Consider the following 23,554-nt stretch of genomic DNA (forward strand, 5'->3'; position numbering starts at 1 on the left):
CACATTGTTCGTCCCGATGTTCAACACCACCCGAACCAATTACTTACTGCTCTTACTGTTACTGCTATCTGCAGAATATACTGCCATTGCACAAACAAAACCACAAAGAGTATTTACCTCTGCCACCGTACGGGATACGATTTATATAGAAGGCGGTAAAGTGGTGTACCATGAACGTATTTCATCTACAGGCCAATTACCAGCTCAACAGCAAGCGCGTTCTTTACCGGCCGGCAGGAATATTGCGCCCTCTGCTACTGCGCGGTCAGCAGCACCACTACTCATTTCAGCCAGCAGTACACCGGGTACCTGCCAACGCTATACGGGACAGGTCACCATCACCGCCTCGGGGGGTACGCCGCCTTATACTTACAATATGGATGGGGCTTTTTACCAGAGCAGTGCGGTATATTTTGTATCAGGCCCTTCCACGCATGTTATGGGTGTTAAGGATGCCCTCGGCGCCACGGCTACCACGACTGTTTCTGTGAGTAATAATTTCCTGGCGCCCACCGTCAACATACAGAGTGCCGTAAACCCAACGGGTTGTGCTACCAGAGATGGCTCCGTTACGGTGGCTGCTTCTGGCGGTGCTGCGCCGTATACCTATTCACTGGATGGTATCAGTTTTCAAACATCCAATGTATTCACCGGCCTTGCGCCAGGCACCTATTACCCGATCGTAAAAGATGCCAATGGATGCACAGGCGTCTATCCTTTCATTTCTTCTTTAAGTGCCCCTGGTTGTTCGAGACCCCTTGGTATGGGCTATAGCCAATACAGTTGCACGAACGAGGGCAATATTACCATCACTCCATTTTGGGCAGATGCCCCATTTATGCTCTCGCTGGATGGTATCAGCTATCAGTCATCCAACACCTTGAGTAACCTGCCACCTGGTATGCACACGTTCTATATCAAAGGCAATTCGGGCCAGGTGAGTCTTTGGACCATCGCTATCTGGCCCAATTGCGACATGGTCTTAAACGCTACGGTTACCAAAGCAAGCTGTGGCCTGACCGATGGCAGCATTACAGTCACCGTAAGTCGTGGTACTGCACCGTATCAGTATTCCATCGATGGCCTCAATTTTCAATCGTCGAATGCATTTACCGGTTTGGCTACCGGGTATTATATCGTCACGGTTAGGGATGCTAACGGCTCCGTGCAAACCCAATTCGCTGAAGTACAGGATGATTGTCCGCAGGTGACCACCGTCGTTAACGATGCGCTTTGTGGCGCGTCGGATGGGGTGATCACCGCTTCGCCGGTAGGTGGTGTGGGTCCTTATACTTACAGCATCGATGGCGGTAGCAATTATCAGGCAAGTACGGTATTCAGCGGACTGGCTCCCGGCAACTATACAATCATGATCAAGGATTCGCGCGGACTCGCCGGTAGCACGCAAGCTACCGTGAAGGATCGCTGTATGCAATTTACCCTTACACCTTCCAGTTCTATCTGTGGCAACCACAATGGCAGCATTGTAGTAAACGTAACTAACGGCACCGCACCTTTTCAGTACTCGCTCGATGGCAGTACCTGGCAGGGCACTCCTATATTTAACGGCCTTGCTTCGGGCAACTATATGGTCACCGTAAAAGATAATACGTCACTCACTATTACTAAATCCGTTACGGTGGCCAATATTGCAGGTCCGGGTATCCAGGTTACTCCACAGCCAGCCGGTTGAAATGGCCAGGGCGGTTCGCTGACGATCACGGGCACTGGAGGCACAGGGCCTTATACCTATGCGATCGATGGTGGATTTCAATACCAGGCAAGCAATCAATTCAACAACCTGAAGGCGGGCGACTATACAGTATTGGTGAAAGACGCTAATCAATGTACGGCAGTAGGTCAGGTCAAGATCGTGCCGGATATGTCGAACACACCAACGTTGACAGCCACTACCATCGCTGCGGGATGTGGCAACAATGAGGGAGCTATTCAGTTGCAGCCCGCCGGAGGAACGGCGCCTTTTGAATTTTCGCTATACGGCACCTTGTGGCAACAGGATCCTTCCTTCAGCAACCTGCCATCGGGCAATTATATGATCAGGGTGCGTGATGCGCGTGGCTGCCTCAACAATCAGCCGGTATCGGTTCCTTTTGTGAATACGGTTACTTTGGAAGCCGGTAATGACCTTACCATCTGCGAAGGCAAATCGGTGACCTTGCCGGTGCAAACCAATGCTTCGGCAGGTTCGTTCAGCTGGTCGCCGGCCGCAGGGCTCGATAATACACAGGCCTGGCAACCCAAAGCGTCTCCCATTACGACGACCAAATACTACGTTACGCTGGGCATCGGTATTTGTCAGGTGAAGGACTCTGTGGTGGTACGCGTAAACCGGGCACCGGTAGCGGATGCAGGAGACAAAATTACCATCTGCTCGGGCAAGTCGGTTCAATTGAACGGCAGCGGCGGGTTGACTTATCAATGGCAGCCGACTACTTACCTCGACAATGCAGCGACCGCCGGGCCTACGGTGCAAGCGCCCGCGAAATCTATTACTTACTACCTTTCCGTCACCGATGGCAATCATTGCACATCGCTGGCGGAAGACGCGGTTACGGTGACGGTTACACCACCCGGGGTAATATTTGCCGGAAAAGATACCGCCATCATGGCGCGGCAACCGCTGCCCCTGTATGCGCAGGACGTGAACCGTAGCGGCTTTACCAGTTACAGCTGGTCGCCAGGCACGGGACTTGACAACGCATCGATACAAGCGCCCGTGGCGACGCTCAACAACGATATCACGTACAAAGTAAAGGGCACTACGCCCGAAGGCTGTCAGGGTGAGGGTACGATCGCTATTAAAGTGTACCAGGTAGCAGACATCTTTGTGCCCAATGCATTTTCGCCCAATGGCGACCGCAACCATGATACCTTCAAGGCCATACCGATCGGCATGAAAAGTTTCAAATACCTCATGGTCTTTAACCGCTTTGGCGAACAGGTGTTCTTTACGAGCCGCGCCGAAAGGGGATGGGATGGCCTGTACCGGGGGGCATTGCAAACGGGCACGTTTGTGTGGGTGGCTGCCGGCTTTGACCTGATGAACCGCCCGGTTCAACGCCGGGGTACGGTTACCATTGTGCGGTGATGGAGTGCTGTCGGCTTCAGCTGCGCCGCCCGGTCTACTTTCTCGTCATCAGGGCTTTTTTGATCACTGCTTTTTCGTCCAGCATTTCTTTATCGGTTAGTATAATGTCAGGCACCAGTCGGTTACCATCTTTGGTCTCCTTGCCGGCCGGCCTGATCCATTCTTTGACGCCAAAGCGCAGGTCGATCTTCGTATGCGGGAGTTTGGTATTGTACATTTCACCAAAATGATTAGGGTGACCATCTGCGGGCTCCTGACCGGCAATGGGGGCGATCGCATTGTCTTTGATCAGCGTAGCGAACAGGATAGCGCTGGAGAAGGTATGCTTGCCTACCAATACCATCACTTTGCCGGTAAAAGGGTAGGGCACTACTGGTGGTGTAACGGTGCCGGGTTGAAATTGTATGGTCTCACCGATGGGTGTATTGTTGTATTGTTCATTCTTAAAGCCCCATGACTCGTACAGGCGCTGGTATTCGGCACTGCGTTTCCAGGTAGATCGATAATCCTGATAGGGCTTTCTGTTGATGTATGCGATGAGGTAATCACCCACTGCTGAATTACCGCCTTCGTTATTGCTCACATCGATCACCAGGTTCTTTATGCCTGTCTCTTTGATGACATTGAAAATGCTGTCGATCCTGGCGCGGATGGTATTGAGCGTGTAGGGCCCGGTTTTCTTGGCATCGAAAGAGCAGGCATCGATAAAGCCGGTGTTGCCGGTTTGGTGATAGCGTATCCTTTCTGTGCAATTGGTTTTGCCGGCCTGCTGATCGTAATAAACATTCCAGGCTTCGAGGTCAACGCCGGCTACGCGGTAGGTTTTACCTTCCAGCAGGCGGATGCTGAAACTGGTATCGTTGCGGGTGTTGGCCCAGCCGAAATAGTAGCCAAAACGACGCACGACTGTTGCTGCTCTTTGATCGGCATATCCGCTGGCAAAATTGGCGCAGCGATCTATCCAGGTGTTGATGTCTACCCCGTTTATCTCTGCGATGGCCTGTCCTGATTTCACCAGGTGATTGCCTGCCAGGAGATCTGCCACGTAGTAAAAAGCTCCCTTTTTCTCCAGGGTAAAAGGCAGGAATACCGGCTGCACATTGAGCGCCGCCGTAAGCCGGCTTTGCGGCATGCCGATATTGGCATGTTCATCGGCCAGGTGAGCGATGGCAGGTTTTAAAAGGCGCAGGAAGGCGGTGGCGTTCAACGGATGGGTAATCTGCGATTGGAGGCTATTGAATAGCTGATCGTATTGTGCCCGGTTGTATTCAGTATGCGGAAACGCGTGCACATCATATACCTGTTTTTTAAGATAGGCGAGGTCTTCCTGTAAATGCGCTACGCTGTACAAACTGTCGCTGGGAGTAACCTGCGCGTGGAGGGCCTGCCATCCGGCGAGGCAAGTCAAGAATAGAAGGGTTGTTTTCATTGGAAACAGTGAGGCTTGGTGTTACAAGCGGTTATGCTTACAAGATAATGCCTGTACCCATATCTGTTGCACCGCCTCAGACATATTTAACATTCTAATGGAAGTCATGCCAGCTCATGATCAGTTGGTGGGCTTGCGAAATGCACGGTCTGCTGTAACTTCGACGAGTAACCTGCGACTAAAGGATTACTGAAGTACCTATGACCCCACGATCCGAAAAATATAAATATCTGTACTGGCCATTTGTGATCATCCTGTTCACCTGCATTGGCGGTTATTCATTGTTGCACTGGCTATGGGTTTCGGTATTTGCCTGGAGCGATCCGCACATTCAACTCTCTCATTGGGTGTTGCCTATCATATTGGTGTGGACTGTTTCAAGCCTTTATTTCATCAAACGGGTTAACCTGCTGGAGGGCCCTAAAAAGTACCGCAATGACCGTTCGGGCTATTTGGCGGTGATCGGCATCCTGGTTGTGGGCCCGATGGTGTCCAGCCAGTATCTACTGATGGATATAGCAGGGCAACGCAAGCAGCTGAATGATCCATCGGAGGTGCTGAGTCAGCAAGGCGCCAGGTATTATACGATCAAGGATCATAAAGCCGATCGTTACAATACCTATAGAAGGGAATTCATCACTTATTCAGGCGGAAGAAGAACCAGCACGAAAAATACGCTGGTGATCGTATTGCCCGTATATGCAACCAAGGATTTCCCCCTACAGTCGCTTCAAAAAGATGCCTGGCAGATCGATACTGCCTCCAGGGAGTTTCAAACAGGCAATTTGTATGCTAAAAATGAAAGTGCCGGAAATGTTAAAAAGCCTCAACCCGGCACAGTTTCAGCGATATGGCTTTGCTTTATGTACGATACTTCTATCAGCCGGGATATAAGTGAGTTCAGGCGGAAAGCGGCTATGGAGCGATTCATTCAACATTCGATCGAAGACTTCCAGCGACACGATCCGGATAACTTCTCCTACCTGGTGCGTCCTGCTAACAATGACGATCGCTTACAACTGGAGGTAACAGTACGGGAAGCCTTTCGTGACTACGAGCAAACACCTTTCGTGGTGATGCCTGTATTCGAACCGTATCATAACCGTTATTCGACGTCGATGGGGTATTTTGTCATATTCACTGCTGCGGCTTTGATTTTATGGCTACTGCAATTGGCCACCGTAAAGGTCGATAAAAAAGGATGGCAACAATACGTTGCAAACCGCAGGCGCGCACCTTTACGGGGAGCAACCACGTATAGCTAACCCAGATCGCGCCCGGTAGTAGATTCCCGCACCACCAGTGCCGATGGCACTACGACCGTCTCGGCCTTGAGTGTTACATTCGTTTTCTTCAGACTATTGAACAATACTTCCGCAGCCAGTTTGCCCATCGCGAATGCCGGCTGGGTAATGGTAGTCAGTGAAGGATTGAGTATGGGCGCCGTCGTCTGGTTCGAGAAGCTGATCACTTTCAGCTTACCCGGTATAGCGATTTTCAATTCTTTACAGGCCAGGTATACCGCCGCCGTTAATTTCTCTACCGAAGCAATGATGCCATCGGGGCGATCCTTGCGTTGCAAGAGCTCCTTGATGATCCGCAGGTTCTCTTCCTCATTATCTGTACACATCACCAGGTTGCGCTCATTAAAAGGGGTACGATGCGCTGTGAGCGCCTGCTTTACGCCCGCCAGCCGGTTGCGGCTGATGGACAGGCTGCCGGAGATGGTGAGGTAGGCAATGTTGCGGCAGCCCTGGTCTATGAGGTGCTGGGCGGCGAGCTGTCCGCTTTCGCGGTCGTTGGTAGTAATGCGGGTGGTGGCCGTTTCTTCACAAACGCGGTCGAAGAATACCACGGGTATTCCCCGTTGCATCATATCGATGATGTGCTCGTCGTTGGTCGTTTCGTTCGAAATGGAGATCAATACACCATCTACCCGGCCGCTCTGGAAGTCGGACAGGATGGCCTGTTCGCGTTCCATCTGTTCATGGGTGAGATAGATCAATACATGGTAGCCTTTTTCGCGGGCGATGGATTCTATACCATTGATGGCCATGGAAAAGAAGCTGTCGGCCACTTCGGGCAATACCACGGCAATGGTTTTGCTTTTCCTTTTGCGCAGACTGCTGGCATAAGGGTTGGGAACGTAATTGAGCTTTTTCGCAAGGGCCAGCACCTTCTGTTTGGTTTGCTCACTGATCTCATGACTGTCAGTGAACACCTTCGACACGGTCGATACGGAGAGTTGCAGTTCCTTCGCTAATAGCTTCATGCTGATATTAGGCATAGGGCGCTGAGTATGATTCAAATGTAACCATTTCCCCGCAACCGGTTTCGTAAATAAATAGGTAAAAAATTGATCATATACTCCGAAATCGGTGCAAATTAGAGGTAGCGATCCCGCCTTATTATATTGAATAAACCATCATTTGCCGTATGACACCAGTCAACAAATTAACGGAAGCCGAAATCAATCCTTTGAAAAGTCTGGACGAATGGGAAGACGCCGTACTCGAGCGCTATCCCGATCCGGATTCAATTGCCACCAGCAAGAAGACCGAAGAATACCGTAATTATGAAGCGCCGGTACGCGACACCGTGCGTGAATTCTACCGGCTCAACCACACTTACCAGACTTACGATTTCGTACAGGATAAAAAAGCGAACTATCTCAAATTCGATAAAAAGGAAATGCCCGTGTGGGACGCCTTCCAGTTCCTCAACCAACTGGTAGATGATTCCGATCCCGATACGGACCTCGATCAGTTTCAGCACCTGCTGCAAACATCTGAAGCCATCCGTGCCGACGGGCATCCCGATTGGATGGTGATGGTGGGTCTCATGCACGACATGGGTAAAGTGCTTTGCCTCTTTGGCGAGCCGCAATGGGCGGTTGTGGGCGATACCTTCCCGGTAGGTTGCGCCTACTCGGATAAGATCGTGTATCCCGAGTTCTTCAGCAACAATCCTGATTATGCCGACGAACGTTTCAATACAAAATATGGTGTTTACAGTGAAGGCTGTGGTCTAAGGAATGTAGACATGTCATGGGGTCACGACGAGTATGTGTACCAGATGATGAAAGACTACCTGCCCGAACCAGGTTTGTACATGTTGCGTTATCACTCATTTTATGCCTGGCATAGAGAAGGGGAGTACGACCACCTGCTCGATGACCACGACCGCGAAATGCTGAAATGGGTGAAACTCTTTAATCCATACGACCTCTATTCCAAGAACCCGACGCCGCCCAACTGGAACGAGCTGCGTCCCTATTACCAGGAACTGGCGAACAAGTACCTGCCCGATAGACTAAAGTTCTAAGCTGCCTCGCAATGGCAAAGGCCCAAGGGGGATATAGCTTGCCATTGCCGGGGCCGCCCGCTCTCCCGTCTTCAATCTGTTTTCAAAGGTCACATAAGATCAGAACGACACTGAAGGACCGGTTGCAGCTATAAGTTTATTAACTTGTAGCTGCATCGGACCTCAGTAATACTGCTGTATGAATAAACTACAAACTGCTGACTACATCGTCTTCCTGGTGTATTTTGTCCTCGTTACCCTCTACGGACTTTACATCTATACCAAAAAGAAAAAAGCCACTACCGATTCCAAAGATTTTTTCCTCGCCGAAGGGTCGCTCACCTGGTGGGCCATCGGGGCCAGTTTAATTGCCTCGAACATCTCGGCCGAGCACTTCATCGGCATGTCGGGCTCGGGCTTTGCCCTCGGCCTGGCGATCTCCACCTACGAATGGATGGCTGCAGCTACACTGATCATTGTAGCTGTTTTTTTTATACCCCTGTACCTCAAGAACAGGATCATTACCATGCCCCAGTTCCTGGCGCAACGGTACAACGATAAGGTGAGTACCATCATGGCGGTGTTCTGGTTGCTGGTGTATGTATTCGTGAACCTTACCTCCATCATTTACCTCGGCGCCATTGCCATCAATTCCATTACCGGCATCGGTTTTGGCTGGTGTATCGCAGGGCTAAGTATTTGCTCGGTGATCGTTACGCTGGGCGGTATGAAGGTGATCGGGTATACCGATGTGATACAGGTGCTGGTGCTGATTGCGGGTGGCCTGATCACGACGTATCTCGCGCTTACTTTATTGTCGGAAAAGTTTGGCTATGGTACCGATGTGCTGAAAGGACTTTCGTTGCTAAGACAGGAGGCCGACAGCCATTTCCATATGATCTTTAAGGATGACCATCCTTACTACAAAGATCTCCCTGGCTTATCGGTACTGATAGGCGGTATGTGGATCAACAACCTGGCTTACTGGGGATGTAACCAGTACATTACGCAGCGCGCATTGGGCGCCGATCTGAAAACTGCGCGCAGCGGTATCCTCTTCGCAGCATTCCTTAAACTATTGATACCGGTGATTGCTGTACTGCCGGGCATTGCCATGTACGTGATGCACCAGAAAGGGATGTTCCAGCAGGAGATGGTGGATGCGGCCGGCAATATCAAGCCCGACCATGCGTATCCTACGTTGATGAACCTGTTGCCTGCCGGCCTGAAGGGCATGGCATTTGCGGCGCTTACGGCGGCGGTGGTAGCATCGCTGGCTGGTAAAACCAATAGCATTGCCACGATCTACTCGCTCGATATCTATAAGAAATTTTTCAACAAAGAGGCATCGGAGAAACAGGTAGTGCGTACCGGCCGCTGGGCGGTAATCATTTCTATGCTGATTGCAGCGATTGTGGCGCCAGCATTGCGTACGCTCGACCAGGCCTACCAGTTTATACAGGAGTATGTAGGCTTTATATCGCCGGGTGTACTGGCGATCTTCTTATTGGGGTTGTTCTGGAAGCGCACTACGGCCGCTGCTGCGCTGGCGGGTACACTGCTCACGATCCCTATTTCCACCGTTCTAAAGTTCCTGCCTTCCTGGACCGGCGGCGCCTTCCCGGACTATCCTTTCCTGGACCGTATGACGATCACCTTTGGGCTCATCATACTGGTAATGGTAACCATGAGCCTCGCTACGCCCAGGCAAGCCCATCACGAAGAGGGCGTGGTAATCGATAGATCGATGTACAAGGTAACACCGGGTTTTATGATCGGCTCGGTGATCATTTGCGGTATTCTCGCGGCTTTGTATACGGTTTTCTGGTAACATGGGGTGCGTTTAGGAGTGAATCAGCCAGCAGCATTTAGTTTTGCTATCAACCTGGTGAGCAGGGGGGCTATATATTTGTTATGCAGCTTTTCATTTTCGGGGACGTACTCGTTGAAATCGGCCCATTCATGGAAGTAGTAGTGATAGCCGCCTTCTCCTTTAATACCGGGCACCGCTGCATCGGGAATATCTTTGTTGCCCGAGCCAATCGCTCCCAAATATATGATCTTATAGACGCGGTCGGCCATGGAATCGTCCATTGAGCCTTCTTCCACGTCGTATTCGGATACCAGTTCTACCAGGTCGGCTAAGGCTACCAGTGGTGCATATTCACGTTCGCAGGAAGCGGGAAATGTTTCATCAATATCTTCCAGCCACATAGTAAGCTCAGCAAGCTGTTCATGAACTGCTTCCAGTTTATCGACCAGTTTGCCGGAGGCCAGCGATGAAAACTGTTCATCGGCGATGGTGCGCAATAAAGTAAAGGATTTCTGAATGGCCTTTTTCGCATTGATGCGAATATCCCGATCGGCCATTTCGGCCTCAAATTCTTCTTCAAATTGTGTTATCCATTGCAGCAGGCTTGCTTCGTGAATCGATACAAGCCGGTACATTAGTTGAAATTTCTGTGTATCAGGGAGCTTGAAAAAAGTTTCTTTCATAATAATCGGTAAAGCAGGGGAGAACCCGGGGTACCGGATGGCCTTCTTTAACCGATGTATGAACGTTTATACGAGCCCCGCATTATGAGGTATACTGCTTAACCTGCCTGAAGTGCCAGGAACGATGATTGAAATAACACCTCACAACCCCGTTTTTCCATCGGCCCAGTAGGCATCGGTACGTATCTGTACCGCATCCACGCCTTTTCCCAGCAGGTATTTCCTGAAACGGTTTATTGACAAGCCTCTACCAGTGAGGTAAAACGTAGCACCCTTCCAGGCGGCCCAGCAATCGGGGTGCATGTCTTCCATCCAGTCGATGGCATTCACAGCGGGCGCATCTGCCAGGGAATGTACATTGTCGACCATGATCTTCAAGGAGCTCAGGGCTCCTTCGTGCTGCGGATGCAATTCCAACACCCCGAAGTACTCATGACTGCAGGCCAATGCCGTCGTTTTATACCAGTTGAATAAGCCGAGACTGGTTTCATCTCCAAAGAAGAAATGATGTTTGGCTTCGTCATTGTAACGAAGTGTTGCTTCACCGGCGCGGAACTTTACAGGCTGGCCGGTACGCAGGTTGGCTGCCCACTCGCTGCCGGGTCCTTTGCCGTGTAAGTAGAACAATACGGAGCAGGTGCTGTCCTTTTTGTTGAAAGCCGACAGCGTGTACTGGCGGAAGTTGGACTCATCGACTCTGAACTGAACGGTTTTGCCTGGTAAGAAGTTTTCATGATCGAAGTCGCCCTTGAAGGTGATCAGCTTGAGTTCGTCGGAGACCATGGAGGTATGCGTCACCACTGCATTACGCAACCAGGGGTTGGCTACTGAAGTCATAGTATCGGCCAACCATTTGGGTATTTGACACATGTTGTTATGGTATTTATCAATGGTTGATTAACTTTACAAAATTATCGTTGCCGTGTATAGCCATTTTTATACGAAACGGATAATGATTTACACTAAACGGATTTTATGCAAATCAGCGTTAGTGATGGTAAAGGCACCGACTTTATCCTGCATGACACTTTTTACCGTGACAACATTGGAAATCTACTCGTAGCAGAATTGCGCGAGGTCTACAGTTTCCCCTTTGGCGATGCCGAGTTGGTACGCCTTACGTTTCCCGGCATCTATATTGTTTATGGCGACATGGTGATGAAAGAAGCACGCCAACTGCACTTTAGTATGGAAGACCATACGGAACTGGTAGAAATGCACTTCAGCCTATTGGGATCGGGCGTGGTGGTGAACGATCTCAATGGTGGAACATACGATTTCAGGCCCAATGAGCACAATATGCATTATACGCCGGACTTCAAAGGCTCTGGTGAATATGAAGAAAATGCCCGCTATAAATTCTTCGAGGTACATTTCACCAAGCAGTTCTTTCTGGAGCTAGCGCAATCGGGAAGTCCGGGCCTGCGCCGCTTTGCCGAAATGATTGCTGCGGGAAAAGTCTCGCAGTTCAGCCGAAGCAATATGCCCATTTCTTTTGCGATGCACCAATGCATCCGGGATGTAATGAACTGTAGCTGCGAAGGCGGTCTCAAGTTATTGTTTCTCCAATCAAAATGTATAGAGCTGCTCACCCTGCAGGCGCAGATGTATGAGAATACGGAAAGGAAGATCGTTGTATCACCATCGATCGTTGATAAGGACCGCATCTGTTTTGCGCGTGACTATTTGGTGGATCATGTTTTGCAGCCGCCGTCCTTAACCGAGCTGGCGAAGATTGCCGGCATCAATGAGTTCAAGCTGAAGCAGGGCTTTAAGCAGGTGTTCAACAATACCGTATATGGCTACCTGAGTGATTACAAACTGGAGCAGGCGCGTGAGCAACTGCTCGGCGGACATATCGCCATCAAGGAAGTGGCCGATCACCTTGGCTATTCGTCGGTGCAGCATTTCAGCAATGCCTTCCGCAAGAAGTTTGGCCTGCCACCGGGGCAGGTGAGGAAGTAGAGGGAGCGGCAAAGCATCAGGCGACAGCCTATTATTCAAGCGTATGGATATTCAATATAGTTTTGACAAACGACCAACGGCAGACCAGATCATTGAGTTATACGACAATGCGGGTTTGCCGAGGCCTACCAAAGACAAGGACAGGATCCAAAAGATGTTTGACAACTCCAACTTAATTGTAACTGCCTGGGACAATGACTTATTGGTTGGTGTTTCACGCTCTATTACCGACTGGGTTTGGGCTTGTTACCTATCGGACCTTGCAGTGCGGCATGAGTACAAAAAAGAAGGTATCGGCAAGCAACTGATCAATCTGACCAAAGAAAAAGTTGGTGAACAATCCATGGTGTTGCTTTTATCGGTTCCAACGGCCATGGACTATTATCCCAAAGTGGGATTTGTTAAGCAGGAAAGCAGTTTTATCATCAACAGAGCTGACTGGTGGTAGATACCACAAAGCTTTTTGAGGTTGGAAATCTGCAGCGGGCCGGGTTTACCCGATCACGTTCGACTGCAGGTAACGAAGCAGGACCACTACCTGTTACTGCTCATAAGTGGGAGGTTCGTTGCCGAAGATGTACAACTCATTGGAGAACCATGCATATCTTTTTACTCCGAGCTCCTGGATAGTATTTAATAGATAGTATACATCGCCAAAGGTGATCTCTTCTCCAAATTCCACCTTTATCACAGATCGGCTATTGTTAGTAAATGTGACACGTTCCACTTCTCGGCGGATCAGGTTTAACTTGCCTTGTTTTATCATTTGGTGGTGGTGGCCAGGAAGGAACTCATGGAATGAAACTGTCGTTATTAATTTCCCTTTGAAGTCATCCTTTATAGCACATTTGTCGAAATATCTAACGTGAGGTCGTACTATGCAATCATCCATTGGCATAAACAACCTGATCATTTTAGGCGGTGACACAGAAGGGGCATCTGAGATCAGCCAAAATACCAGCAGCGGGAACCCCAACAGGCTCACCATGCCCGGATAGTAATAACGAAGCAGTTTATTCATACTATAAGGATGCAGCCAGGTTCATATTCCACAACTAGATTTCCCGGATTCCGATATTGGGAAGGTCGAAGCGCAGCCACTCTGTTTGCTAGTATACTCCGTGTGTTATTCGGGTGTCCTCCTCTCATAACGGCACTGATATCCACTACAAACCGCACTGGCATCCACTAAACAGTGCAGTTACTGCTATTTACCGGTGCTGGTGTTGTAGGGATAACGTGCATATAGTCAGGCAGTTGGCGTGAATAACATATGGATAACGCAAGAACCCCAGTGCCGTTCTGCACTTATTACGCCTTACAACTAATTAAGAGCCTGCTACTTATGAGTAAGATTCAAAATTAAAAATTCAGTAACTAAGTCGGTTTAACGGCCAATTCCGTACATCCTCTTCAAAACAGAGATTTCTATGCCGCGGAGAAAATCAAATCCCCTGACCAGAAAAAGGCTGTTGAAAGATCCGGCCTTTGAACGTAGCCGTGAAAACATGGCCGACTTTGCCCGGGCGGGCAGTGCCAATAAATTATTGAGGAGAGCCCTTAGACCAATTATCCCATTATGCGCCGACAGGTATCTATCGGGCCGCTTAACCAAAAGGATGGCTGCGATCGTATACAGCGATCCAGCGGGATCAAGGGGAGCCCAAAAGATAACCCGTGAAGCGCTGCCCATACTAACTGGCTTCAATTTAAACAAAGCAAAGTATCTGCAGGACGCTTTCTATGCCTGTTACGAAGTAACAGCTGACCTAGATAACGGAAAAATTGAATTGTATGTCCCTTACCTGATGGCGTCCACCATGTTCAATGCACCATCGTCTACACACCAGGTCGAAGTGATGGCCTGCGCGGCCAGTGTTGATTTCGATCGTCAGGAAATCCATTACCTCGAAACCGCCAGGCAGCAGTTCGCCGTCAACGATACAGCCATAAGATCTGTCCGGCTTGCGATAGACGTTGGTAAAGAGACAACAGACCCAATCATTGTTTTGCTGGGCATTAATTACCTCACCGCAGTATGCGACAATAAAATGGCCATCATCGACAAAGCCCTCAATGCAATGGCGGTAGTGAAAGTGTTCACCTGATCACGATCGACTGCAGGTAATGATGATCACCGCATAGGATGGCGACCTTGTATACGCCACTGCGTATGTAATGCGGTAAGTTGATGGTGTGGGTGGAGAAATGATCCTTATGCGCCACGAATGCCTTAAACAGCATGTAACCACTCAGGGTATAAAAGTAAATGGCCATCACGCTGCGGTCCATATTGTACAACTGGAGCCAGAACCGCCTTTCGGTAACCAGGGTAGGGTACAGGGTAATACGCTGGGATCCTACTAAAAAACGAGCCGCCGGAAGTAAAGCTTCTTTCATAGGGTAACACTTGTATTGGTTTGTACGGATGGGTAGGGGCTCCACTGTCCGGCCCATGCCGGTGAAAGGGGCGCTCAAAAGTAATTCCCCCATCCCCTGATTGCAATAGTAGAGTTATGAAGCTGCCCGGTAAAATTACCGTGTCGGAAATATCCTAACTCCCACAACTCGTCGGCGATTACCTGCATTCTGTCTATTCTACCCCTGCTTTAACCACTGATTAAAGTATTATCAACTATATTGCCAACCGGGAAATTCAGCCGGTATGCCCATGGCCTTACCGGTTGCTGCAATGAGGCTCTTTATGTTGAAAAGTAATACTATCTGCAACGAAAGGTGGCTTTTGGGGGTCAATACAACTATGCGTTCAAGTGTAGCCGTTTTCGTATTGATCTTATTGCTATCCAACCGCTTACAGGCCCAAACCTGCACCACCCTGGGACAAACCCCGTCTACCGCCTTTCCTGTTTGCGGCACCAGCGCTTTTTCCCAGGCCAACGTGCCCATCTGCGAAAATAGTCCCGTTGCGGTACCTGGTTGCAACGGCAATTTGGGCTACACCGATAAAAACCCGTTCTGGTACCGGTTTACCTGCTACAGTTCCGGCACACTTTCGTTCCTCATCACCCCCAACGATCTCAGCGACGATTACGATTGGATGCTGTATGATATTACCGGTAAAGATGCCAACGATGTTTTCACGAATGTCAACCTCATCGTAACCGGCAACTGGTCGGGTTCATCGGGGCTTACCGGGGCTTCTGCGAGTGGCGTGAATTTCATTCAATGCGGCTCCAATCCCGGTGAGGACAAACCAAGGTTTGCCAAATCGCCGAATCTTATTGAAGGGCATACCTACCTGTTGCTGGTAAGCCATTTTACCGACTCCCAGAGCGGCTATAAGCTCGATTTTGGCGGTGGTACAGCAGTGATCACCGACCCCAAAGATCCCGCCCTGCAGAGCGCTTCTGCGGCCTGTGGCGGCAGCATTCTGCGGGTGAAGCTCAACAAGAAGATGAAGTGCCCAACGCTGGCCACCAACGGCAGCGACTTTATCCTTTCGCCTGCTGTAGGCACCATCGTGAGCGCCATGGCCATTGGTTGCAACAACAGCTTCGATATGGACAGCGTGGAGCTGCGGGTTGACCGCATCCTGCCACCCGGCAACTACGATATCGTGATGAAGAAGGGCAGCGATGGCAATAGCCTCAAAGACAATTGCGATCGTGAAATACCCAACGGCGACAAAGTAGCAGTGACCGTTTTCCCGATCTTCCCTACACCGATGGACAGCATCAAGCCGGTTGGCTGCGCACCCATCGAACTGCAATTGGTTTTCAAGAACAATATCCGTTGCAATTCCATTGCCGCCAACGGCAGCGATTTCATGCTTGCGGGCGCACCGGTCACGATTACCGGGGCTTCGGGTGTTTGTAACAACGGGCTTTCTTCCATCATCAAATTACAACTATCGGCCCCGCTTCAACGGGCAGGTACCTGGACCATTCAACTCGTACGCGGCAGCGATGGCAATACCATCATCGACGAGTGCGGTATGGAAACACCGGCTGGTGCCACCATTAGCTTTACCACCGCCGACACGGTCAATGCCGACTTCATGTACAACGTACTTTGGGGCTGTGTAAAAGATACGGTGCAGTTCTATCATCCGGGCGCCAACGGCGTCAACGACTGGACCTGGAGTTTTCACAGCAATGGTTTCAGCAAGGACCAGAATCCTTCGTATGTATTTCCCACCTTCGGTGAAAAGATGATCCGCTTAATCGTTACCAACGGCGTATGTTCCGATACAGCCAATACGGTGGTGAACCTCGACAATGCGATGGAGGCAAAGTTTGGTGCGCCGGAATATCATTGTCCGGAGGACATGGCGGTTTTCACCGACAGCAGTACGGGCAAGATCATGAACTGGAACTGGTCTTTCGGTAATGGCAGCGGCAGTTCGCAGCCAGTGCCGGAACCGCAACGGTATGTGCGACCGAGGCCGAGATCGCAGATAGTCACCATTCAGCTCATCATAGAGAATGATAAGAACTGCTTCGATACCGCTTACCGCAAAATGGAAGTGGTAACCTCTTGTTATATTACCGTGCCAAGCGCCTTTACGCCCAATGGCGATAACAACAACGATTTGCTGTATCCCCTCAATGCATTTAAAGCTACCAACCTCGAGTTCAAGGTCTATAATCGTTATGGCCAGATCGTGTTTGAAACGACCGACTGGAAGAAACGGTGGGATGGGACGGTGAACGGACAGAAGCAGGCCAGCGGTACCTATGTGTGGACGCTCCGATTTATTCATGTAGATACCAAGCAGCAGATCTTTCAGAAGGGGGCTACGCAATTGATACGGTAGAGGTGCGCAAACCATTGCGCAACTAATTCACATAGGGGGCTGACGTTGGTCAAAATTGTACATTTGTCGCCAATCTTCCGATTCGAACGAAACTATTGAGCTCAAGTATGAAAAAGACCCTGCTGCGCGCCTCCGGCCTATCGTTATTGCTTGCCTCTACAGTCCTACAACCTGCCCGGGCGCAGGTGAATATTCATCCCGATTCGATACGTACGAAAATGCAGTGGTTTGCGGATGCCAAGCTGGGCATCTTCATTCATTGGGGCATTTATGCCGTGAAGGGCATTGACGAAAGCTGGAGTTTTCACAATAAGAAGATCAGTCATGCCGACTACATGAAGCAACTCGATGGCTTCACGGCTACCAAATACGACCCCAATGCCTGGGCCGCCCTCATCAAAGAAAGCGGCGCGCGCTATGCGGTGATGACCACCAAGCACCACGATGGCGTGGCGCTGTGGCCTACTGCCGAAAACCATTATAGCGTTCCCAAAAACACGCCGGCCCGCCGTGATGTGCTGACGCCTTTTTACCAGGCGCTCGACAAACAGGGCATCAAACGGGGCGCTTATTTCTCCCTCATCGACTGGAGCCATCCGGACTATCCCGGCTTTTTGAAAGACAGCTCGCGCTACAAGGTGGCCGACGATCCCCAACGCTGGCAGCGTTTCCAAACCTTCATGCAGGCACAGATCAATGAGCTCAACAAGGGTTACCATCCGGCGCTTTGGTGGTTTGATGGCGACTGGGAACACAGTGCAGCAGAGTGGGGGGCAGCGGGTGTACGCAGCAGCATTCTGCAAGGTACTCCCGGAGCTATCTTAAACAGTCGGCTGCAGGGCTATGGAGATTATGAAACGCCCGAGCAGAACTTCCCGGTTACCCGGCCGAAGTACAATTGGTGGGAGCTGTGCATGACCAGCAACAACAACTGGGGCTACCAGCCACAGGATACGGCCTGGAAAACGCCTTATGAAGTGATCACCATTTTCGCGGACGTGATCTGTAACGGGGGCAATATGTTGCTGGACATGGGTCCGAAGGCTGATGGCACCATACCGACACAGCAGGTGCATATTTTAAAAGAGCTGGGCAAATGGAATAAGAAGCATTCCGAAGCGATCTTCAGTACCCTGGGCGGTTTGCCGCAGGGGCATTTCTATGGACCCACGACCCTTTCCAAAGATTCCTCGACCCTCTATCTCTTCCTGCCTGGCAAAGTGACCGGCCAGGTGGTGATCAAGGGATTGAAAAACAAGATACAGGACATCAAAGTAGTGGGCGGTGGTCAAAAGCTGACCCATAAAATTGTGGGCAAGATTTCCTGGAGCCCGGTGCCGGGTTTGGTTTATATTACAGTGCCGCCGGCCGTGCAGGATCAATACATGACGGTGCTGGCGGTGAAGCTCGATGGACCGGTGCAATTGTACAAAGGGCATGGAGGTTTGCAATAGACGGGGAGGTATTGTGCGAAAGAAGTCGGCCCATATTGTCGTCTTATGCCGGTTATCGATCTCTATACCAAACCGCGCAAGAACTCAATTATGTCAGCTGGAAAAATCAGGGCCATCATTACCGGGGCTACCGGGATGGTTGGCGAGGGCGTGTTGCACGAATGCCTGCAGCACCCGTTGGTAGAGGCAGTACTGGTCATCAACCGCAAACCGGGTGTTGTTAGTCACCCGAAACTGAAAGAGATCGTCCACAAGGACTTCTTCAACCTGACGGCGATCGAAGACCAGTTGAAAGGTTATAACGCCTGTTATTTTTGTCTGGGCATTTCTTCTGTAGGCGTTAAGAAAGACGAATATTATAAGATCACTTACGTGCTTACCATGCACGTGGCCGGCACGCTGGCGCGGTATAATCCCGATATGACCTTCGTGTACGTATCTGGCGCTGGCACCGACAGCAGCGAAAGAGGCCGGGTGAACTGGGCCCGTGTGAAGGGCAAAACGGAGAACGACCTGATGAAGCTGCCCTTCAAAAAGGTGTTCCCCTTCAGGCCCGGGTTTATGAAGCCTACCAAAGGACTCAAGAATACGCTTTCCTTTTACAAATACATTGGATGGTTATACCCGCTCGGGCGAGCCATTTCTCCCAACAATTACTGCACGCTACGCGAAGTGGGGTTGGCCATGATCCATGTGGTCAATTCGCCCGACAACCGCAAGATCATTACCGGCCGCGATATTATTGAGTTGGCGAAGGCGGGATAGTATTTCATTTTCCGAATAAAACAATAAACAGGTCTTGCAAGCAGCAACCAAGTATTTACTTGTTCTTTTATGTTGTTATGGATGTAATCCAGCCAAATTTACCCAAATGGTGCCCAAACAACCGGTACCCGATTCCTACCATCTAAGTCGTGAGGTAGGCTCCGGACCGGTAGGCAGCCTTGATACCGCACATGTATATGTATTTGAAAATGATGTTATTTGGAATTACCCGAATGGCAACTTTGAATTTGTCCATACCTATAAGTATTTGAAGTTTTCTCCTCGCGGGATCGCTTTATTCAGCGCCGATAGCCGGGATTCAATAAGTTCAATAAATGTTGTGGGCATTGCGGTGCAATATTGTTTTTACAAAATTGCCGGAGACAACCTGACTTTAGAGTTCTACGATGTTTTGGATAGGAAGTTTCATCTTTGGTATGGAAAGGTCTATCCCGATAAAATACAATTTTACAAAGACAAATTAAGGGTGTTCAATGGCGGGAGGAGTAAACTGGATGGTAAGTACTACAAAAAAAACATCCGGTACAACTGGCCTATCAAATGGCCGGAATAACACATAGTTATGGGTTTGCTATTGACAGGAAAGGCGAAATGCTGTTATTTCGCGGCATGAATCGCTGCAACCGACTCCTGATCCTCTTGATGTTCCTTGCAAATTGCGCACAAAGTCAGCAAGAAAAACCCGACTACCTGGTCACTTTTCAGGGTGATACCGTTTATGGTACCCTTAAAAGTGATTTGTTTGACCGGGTTCGACTGATCACGCCCAGCGAAAAGTTTGTTTGCGATCCAGACAAATGCCGCGCACTCTATGATTCAACGGCTCATGCAGTATACCGGTCGGCACTGCCGGACGCGGCACTTTCGCGGGTCTGGCTGCGTGTTGTCGAGGACGGTACTATTAAACTGTACAATCAAGTGACCTCTATCCGGTCCGGCGCCAGTGGGGCCGGGGATGTCTGGTACATATCGAAAGGCGACAGTCCGGTGGTGAAGGTGAAAACACTTGGGATAGGAGGTAATCGAAGCAAACAACAAACCTATCTTGCTACTTTCTTCGGGGATGACACGTTAGTGCTCCATGCTTTTGAGGATATGCGGTCGTTCAATATGGAAAATATCTGGTCGCTCATCAGGACCTACAACCGACGCGGCAACAAGGAGGACAAGACTGCGACTTTGCCGATCAATTTGCCCCCCATGCACACCCGGTATGGGAAAAGAGACTTTGTTATCAACTCAAAAGGCGACACCCTGTACGGAGTCATTAAAACCGATCTTGCATTTGGCCGTACCAGGTTATTTACCGGCACCGACACCATCACGTGTCGCCCGCCGGAATACAGGGCATTCTATACAGCGGTCGACAGTAGTTACTTTGAAACCATTCTGTCAGCTTTATCTGGAGCCCCTGCCTGGATGAAAGTAGTAAGCCGTGGCAGCATCACCCTGTACCATATTCCCAATGAGGCCCCGGAGCAATTATATGCCCGTAAATACCTGACAGATGAAGTGGTCGACATCACGAGTGGGGCGCTTGGCGGCAACAGGGCCCGTAAGGACCGCATCCGGATGCTGATTGCCGATGATAAGGAGGTATTACAGGAATTCACCGCCAATGGCGAGTTGAACTATGCCTACCTGCTTGAATTGATCAGTATCTACAATAAACGTGCACAGCAACGGGCCGACAAGCAGGCTAAAACTGCGTCAAGGTAGCTTCATTGATTTCCTTACGCATTTCAGACAGTTTGATGGCGTAGGCCTGCAGCTTCTTTTCTTCATCGGTTTGCGGTACCCAGGCTGGAACGGGTACCGTTTTGCCATCATCATCTACGGCAGCAAAGACGATCACGCAATGCGTTGTTTTGGTTTCTTCTTTCGTGCGCGGATCGATCGCTTTGATGTCGACCGCTATGTGCATGCTTGTGCGGCCGGTATAAATGATCCGGGCTTGCACTTCCACAATATCACCAATGCGTATGGGGTTCAGGAAACGGATGCCGCCCACATACACGGTTACACAGTACTGGCTGCTCCAGTTTACGGCACAGGTATACGCCGTTTGGTCGATCCATTTCATCACGGCGCCTCCGTGCACTTTACCACCAAAATTTACATCCGAAGGCTGACTCAAAAAACGGAACTTAACGATAGGGTCTGTCATGCGGGCAACAATTGATCACGTAAGGTAAATAAAATAAAAGTTCCAGTCCCCCGCTTCGTCAATCTATAGGGGCCGGGAATGCTGCTGGTTTGTTAACACGGGGGTATGCTGTTGGTTAGCTTCTTTTCTGCTTGCTTAACTGTTGTAAGATCGCCTGAAGCTTTGCGGGCGAAGAAAGATAGGGAGCCAGGTCAAACAACTCCACTTTCCTGAATTCAACCGGATGGCTTTCACTTTGCAATGAGATGGTGCCCTGTTTTATGGTTTCACCACCTTTCAGGTTGGCTTTTTTTACCCATTTGTCGTTGGGATCGTATTGTGGTTTAGAATACACCAGCACCGTATCGCCTTCCACGATGTGCTTGATGATAGAATCTTTGATGACCAATACCGCGGCGCGCACCCATTGGTCGCCATGATAGGTTTTAGAGGTAGAATTCACGCAGTGTGGCGTAAACAGGTTTCCGTTCATGATCACATTGGTACCTGGTGTGCACAGATTATTCGTTGTGCGCTCATCCTTCCCATTGCCTCCCAACAATTGTGCTTCCATGGAAATGGGGAAATCCTGGTCGAGCGCCATGCTTTCGGGTGTTTGCCCGTGCAGCATCATGCCGCTGTTGCGAATGGCCCAGCCGGGGCCATCTTTTATCTGCTCGCCGGTAAACCGGTATTCCACCACGAGGAGGTAGGCGCTGTATTGCTTTTTATAGAATATATGCCCAAACTGGCTTTTGAACTGTCCGCCGTACTGATCGTAGCTTACTTTAAGCACTCCATTTTCCACCCGGAATGTATTGCCCCAATTGTCGCCTACGGGATGATCCTGGATCTTGACGGTCCAATCGTTGAGGTCTTTTCCATTGAAGAGTTGGATCCATTTACCGTTCTTCTCCTTTTGGGCTGAAGTTGTCAGGGCAAGGAGCGACAATACGGTAAACGTTACTATTTTCAGGGCACCGGTATAGGCCGCGTGGTAGGGCTGACTTAAAAACCTGGACTTTACGATTGGATCTGTCATGATTCCTTTATTTATTTGCGGAAGATAATTAATAACAAAGAACATATCGCCAATATTAGATCTATATACCCATGAAAAAGCAATTATTCAATTCTCTATTCGCCATCGCTTTGTTAAGCAGCCTCCATGGCACAGCCCAGCAACCGAATTCTATGGCACAAAGCATCCAAGCTGCGGCTGGTTTAGAGCTAGACGTGAACGATGCCGCCAACCGTCAGTTAAGCGGCCTATCAAACCTGGAATTATTTGATATAGACGGTGACACGCTCTTTATCGTCAACAAAAACAATCTGGTACAGGTAAACCTTCGTACGGGCGTAACGAGCACCCATGTCAAAGTCTCGGCTTTCCTCGCAAAACAATTACGTAAAAACCATTGGGCCAGCCAGCTGGTTCGTTCTGGCAACGGCTTTTATATAGCATTTTTTAATGAACTGTATGAAGTATCCGGGGGAGGAGATGCCCGCATGATCTACGACAATAAAAGCCTCATTGCCGATCTGCATCTAACCACTTCGGGAATCCTGACGGCTTCGCTGGATTCCGTTAAAGTTATCTCCCCGAAGGGGAAGCTGTTGTCTTCAGCTGCTTTTAGTTTTACGAATACAGGATTCGCCAGGACTTCGCGTGGCATCTGCTATAATTCCGTCTATCAGGACGATGTTTATGTCTTTACCGAGAAGCCAGGCATCGAGCTGAAGCCTGCCATATATCCATCCTTAAGTCTCAACAAGGAAATGGCAGAACCATTTATGGCTTATGCTTCGGAAGATTATTTGTTTGCGTTCGACTACTGGAAAAGAAAGGCTATCTACGTGTTGCGAAAGGAGAGTAAGGTCAACAAACTCACCAAAACAGTCTCTCTAAAACCCCTGCAATATGCTCCCACCATGGCAGAGATGGAAAAAGAAGAAGGGATACCCAATTTTAAAGTCGGATTCAGCAATGGCACTTACTACGTGATCGCGTTGCACAAAAACAAACTGAAGATATTTCCCTTTAAGTTGTAATACCTTCTGCCTACCCAAAAATACAAGAGGCCATCTG

22 protein-coding genes are annotated in these 23,554 nt (G+C 49.7%); 14 read left to right on the forward strand and 8 right to left on the reverse strand.

Annotation, left to right across the window (positions count from 1 at the left end):
* Window positions 1-16: 16 nt before the first annotated feature.
* On the forward strand, window positions 17-1,693 hold the full coding sequence (locus P2H89_RS07390; protein WP_275825966.1) for a SprB repeat-containing protein: 1,677 nt from the start codon (window positions 17-19) through the stop codon (window positions 1,691-1,693).
* Window positions 1,694-1,828: 135 nt separating this feature from the next.
* A complete protein-coding gene (locus P2H89_RS07395) occupies window positions 1,829-3,109 on the forward strand; it encodes a gliding motility-associated C-terminal domain-containing protein (protein ID WP_275825967.1) in 1,281 nt (426 codons plus the stop codon).
* Window positions 3,110-3,143: 34 nt separating this feature from the next.
* On the opposite strand, the gene P2H89_RS07400 is transcribed toward P2H89_RS07395, so the two are convergent.
* On the reverse strand, window positions 3,144-4,517 hold the full coding sequence (locus P2H89_RS07400) for a S41 family peptidase (protein ID WP_275825968.1): 1,374 nt from the start codon (window positions 4,515-4,517) through the stop codon (window positions 3,144-3,146).
* 221 nt (window positions 4,518-4,738) lie between these two features.
* Here P2H89_RS07400 and P2H89_RS07405 point away from each other — a divergent pair, with 221 nt between their 5' ends.
* On the forward strand, window positions 4,739-5,803 hold the full coding sequence (locus tag P2H89_RS07405) for a hypothetical protein (protein ID WP_275825969.1): 1,065 nt from the start codon (window positions 4,739-4,741) through the stop codon (window positions 5,801-5,803).
* On the opposite strand, the gene P2H89_RS07410 is transcribed toward P2H89_RS07405, so the two are convergent.
* A complete protein-coding gene (locus P2H89_RS07410; RefSeq protein ID WP_275825970.1) occupies window positions 5,800-6,825 on the reverse strand; it encodes a LacI family DNA-binding transcriptional regulator in 1,026 nt (341 codons plus the stop codon). The genes P2H89_RS07405 and P2H89_RS07410 overlap by 4 nt on opposite strands.
* A 149-nt stretch (window positions 6,826-6,974) precedes the next feature.
* On the opposite strand from P2H89_RS07410, the gene P2H89_RS07415 reads away from it, so the two are divergent.
* Complete coding sequence (locus P2H89_RS07415) at window positions 6,975-7,862, forward strand: inositol oxygenase family protein (RefSeq protein WP_275825971.1); 888 nt, start codon at window positions 6,975-6,977, stop codon at window positions 7,860-7,862.
* A 178-nt stretch (window positions 7,863-8,040) separates the two neighbouring features.
* A complete protein-coding gene (locus P2H89_RS07420; RefSeq protein ID WP_275825972.1) occupies window positions 8,041-9,672 on the forward strand; it encodes a sodium/sugar symporter in 1,632 nt (543 codons plus the stop codon).
* Window positions 9,673-9,695: 23 nt separating this feature from the next.
* On the opposite strand, the gene P2H89_RS07425 is transcribed toward P2H89_RS07420, so the two are convergent.
* Both P2H89_RS07425 and P2H89_RS07430 read right to left on the reverse strand, forming a co-directional pair.
* The gene (locus P2H89_RS07425) at window positions 9,696-10,289 is read right to left on the reverse strand and encodes a hypothetical protein (protein ID WP_275825973.1); all 594 of its coding nucleotides are present in this window, start codon (window positions 10,287-10,289) and stop codon (window positions 9,696-9,698) included.
* A 189-nt stretch (window positions 10,290-10,478) separates the two neighbouring features.
* Entirely contained in the window at window positions 10,479-11,207 is a 729-nt protein-coding gene (locus P2H89_RS07430; protein WP_275825974.1) for a siderophore-interacting protein, read from the reverse strand.
* A 105-nt stretch (window positions 11,208-11,312) separates the two neighbouring features.
* Between P2H89_RS07430 and P2H89_RS07435 the strand changes: the two genes are divergently transcribed.
* Both P2H89_RS07435 and P2H89_RS07440 read left to right on the forward strand, forming a co-directional pair.
* Window positions 11,313-12,302, forward strand: coding sequence for an AraC family transcriptional regulator (locus P2H89_RS07435; protein WP_275825975.1), 990 nt, complete (start codon window positions 11,313-11,315; stop codon window positions 12,300-12,302).
* Window positions 12,303-12,345: 43 nt separating this feature from the next.
* Window positions 12,346-12,750, forward strand: coding sequence for a GNAT family N-acetyltransferase (locus P2H89_RS07440; protein ID WP_275825976.1), 405 nt, complete (start codon window positions 12,346-12,348; stop codon window positions 12,748-12,750).
* Window positions 12,751-12,843: 93 nt separating this feature from the next.
* Here P2H89_RS07440 and P2H89_RS07445 read toward each other — a convergent pair whose 3' ends face one another.
* Window positions 12,844-13,323 carry a hypothetical protein gene (locus tag P2H89_RS07445; protein WP_275825977.1) on the reverse strand — a complete coding sequence of 160 codons (480 nt, stop codon included), beginning with the start codon at window positions 13,321-13,323 and terminating at the stop codon, window positions 12,844-12,846.
* Between the two features lie 409 nt (window positions 13,324-13,732).
* Here P2H89_RS07445 and P2H89_RS07450 point away from each other — a divergent pair, with 409 nt between their 5' ends.
* Entirely contained in the window at window positions 13,733-14,410 is a 678-nt protein-coding gene (locus P2H89_RS07450) for a hypothetical protein (protein ID WP_275825978.1), read from the forward strand.
* Here P2H89_RS07450 and P2H89_RS07455 read toward each other — a convergent pair.
* On the reverse strand, window positions 14,403-14,702 hold the full coding sequence (locus P2H89_RS07455; RefSeq protein ID WP_275825979.1) for a hypothetical protein: 300 nt from the start codon (window positions 14,700-14,702) through the stop codon (window positions 14,403-14,405). The genes P2H89_RS07450 and P2H89_RS07455 overlap by 8 nt on opposite strands.
* 361 nt (window positions 14,703-15,063) lie before the next feature.
* Here P2H89_RS07455 and P2H89_RS07460 point away from each other — a divergent pair, with 361 nt between their 5' ends.
* From P2H89_RS07460 to P2H89_RS07480, 5 genes are all read left to right on the forward strand, one after another.
* Window positions 15,064-17,079 (forward strand): gliding motility-associated C-terminal domain-containing protein, encoded by a 2,016-nt coding sequence (locus P2H89_RS07460; protein WP_275825981.1) that lies wholly within the window; start codon window positions 15,064-15,066, stop codon window positions 17,077-17,079.
* Window positions 17,080-17,186: 107 nt separating this feature from the next.
* Entirely contained in the window at window positions 17,187-18,533 is a 1,347-nt protein-coding gene (locus tag P2H89_RS07465) for an alpha-L-fucosidase (protein ID WP_275825982.1), read from the forward strand.
* 90 nt (window positions 18,534-18,623) lie between these two features.
* Complete coding sequence (locus P2H89_RS07470; RefSeq protein WP_275825983.1) at window positions 18,624-19,298, forward strand: NAD-dependent epimerase/dehydratase family protein; 675 nt, start codon at window positions 18,624-18,626, stop codon at window positions 19,296-19,298.
* Window positions 19,299-19,332: 34 nt separating this feature from the next.
* Window positions 19,333-19,872, forward strand: coding sequence for a hypothetical protein (locus P2H89_RS07475; protein WP_275825984.1), 540 nt, complete (start codon window positions 19,333-19,335; stop codon window positions 19,870-19,872).
* 56 nt (window positions 19,873-19,928) lie between these two features.
* Entirely contained in the window at window positions 19,929-21,038 is a 1,110-nt protein-coding gene (locus P2H89_RS07480) for a hypothetical protein (protein ID WP_275825985.1), read from the forward strand.
* Here the strand turns inward: P2H89_RS07480 and P2H89_RS07485 are convergent.
* Window positions 21,019-21,486, reverse strand: a complete 468-nt coding sequence (locus P2H89_RS07485) for an acyl-CoA thioesterase (protein WP_275825986.1) — start codon at window positions 21,484-21,486, stop codon at window positions 21,019-21,021. The genes P2H89_RS07480 and P2H89_RS07485 overlap by 20 nt on opposite strands.
* 115 nt (window positions 21,487-21,601) lie before the next feature.
* Window positions 21,602-22,507 (reverse strand): DUF1080 domain-containing protein, encoded by a 906-nt coding sequence (locus P2H89_RS07490; protein ID WP_275825987.1) that lies wholly within the window; start codon window positions 22,505-22,507, stop codon window positions 21,602-21,604.
* Window positions 22,508-22,578: 71 nt separating this feature from the next.
* On the opposite strand from P2H89_RS07490, the gene P2H89_RS07495 reads away from it, so the two are divergent.
* Window positions 22,579-23,517, forward strand: coding sequence for a hypothetical protein (locus tag P2H89_RS07495; RefSeq protein ID WP_275825988.1), 939 nt, complete (start codon window positions 22,579-22,581; stop codon window positions 23,515-23,517).
* Window positions 23,518-23,554 lie beyond the last annotated feature (37 nt).

It is taken from the genome of Paraflavitalea sp. CAU 1676 (assembly GCF_029223285.1).
GTDB lineage: Bacteria > Bacteroidota > Bacteroidia > Chitinophagales > Chitinophagaceae > Paraflavitalea.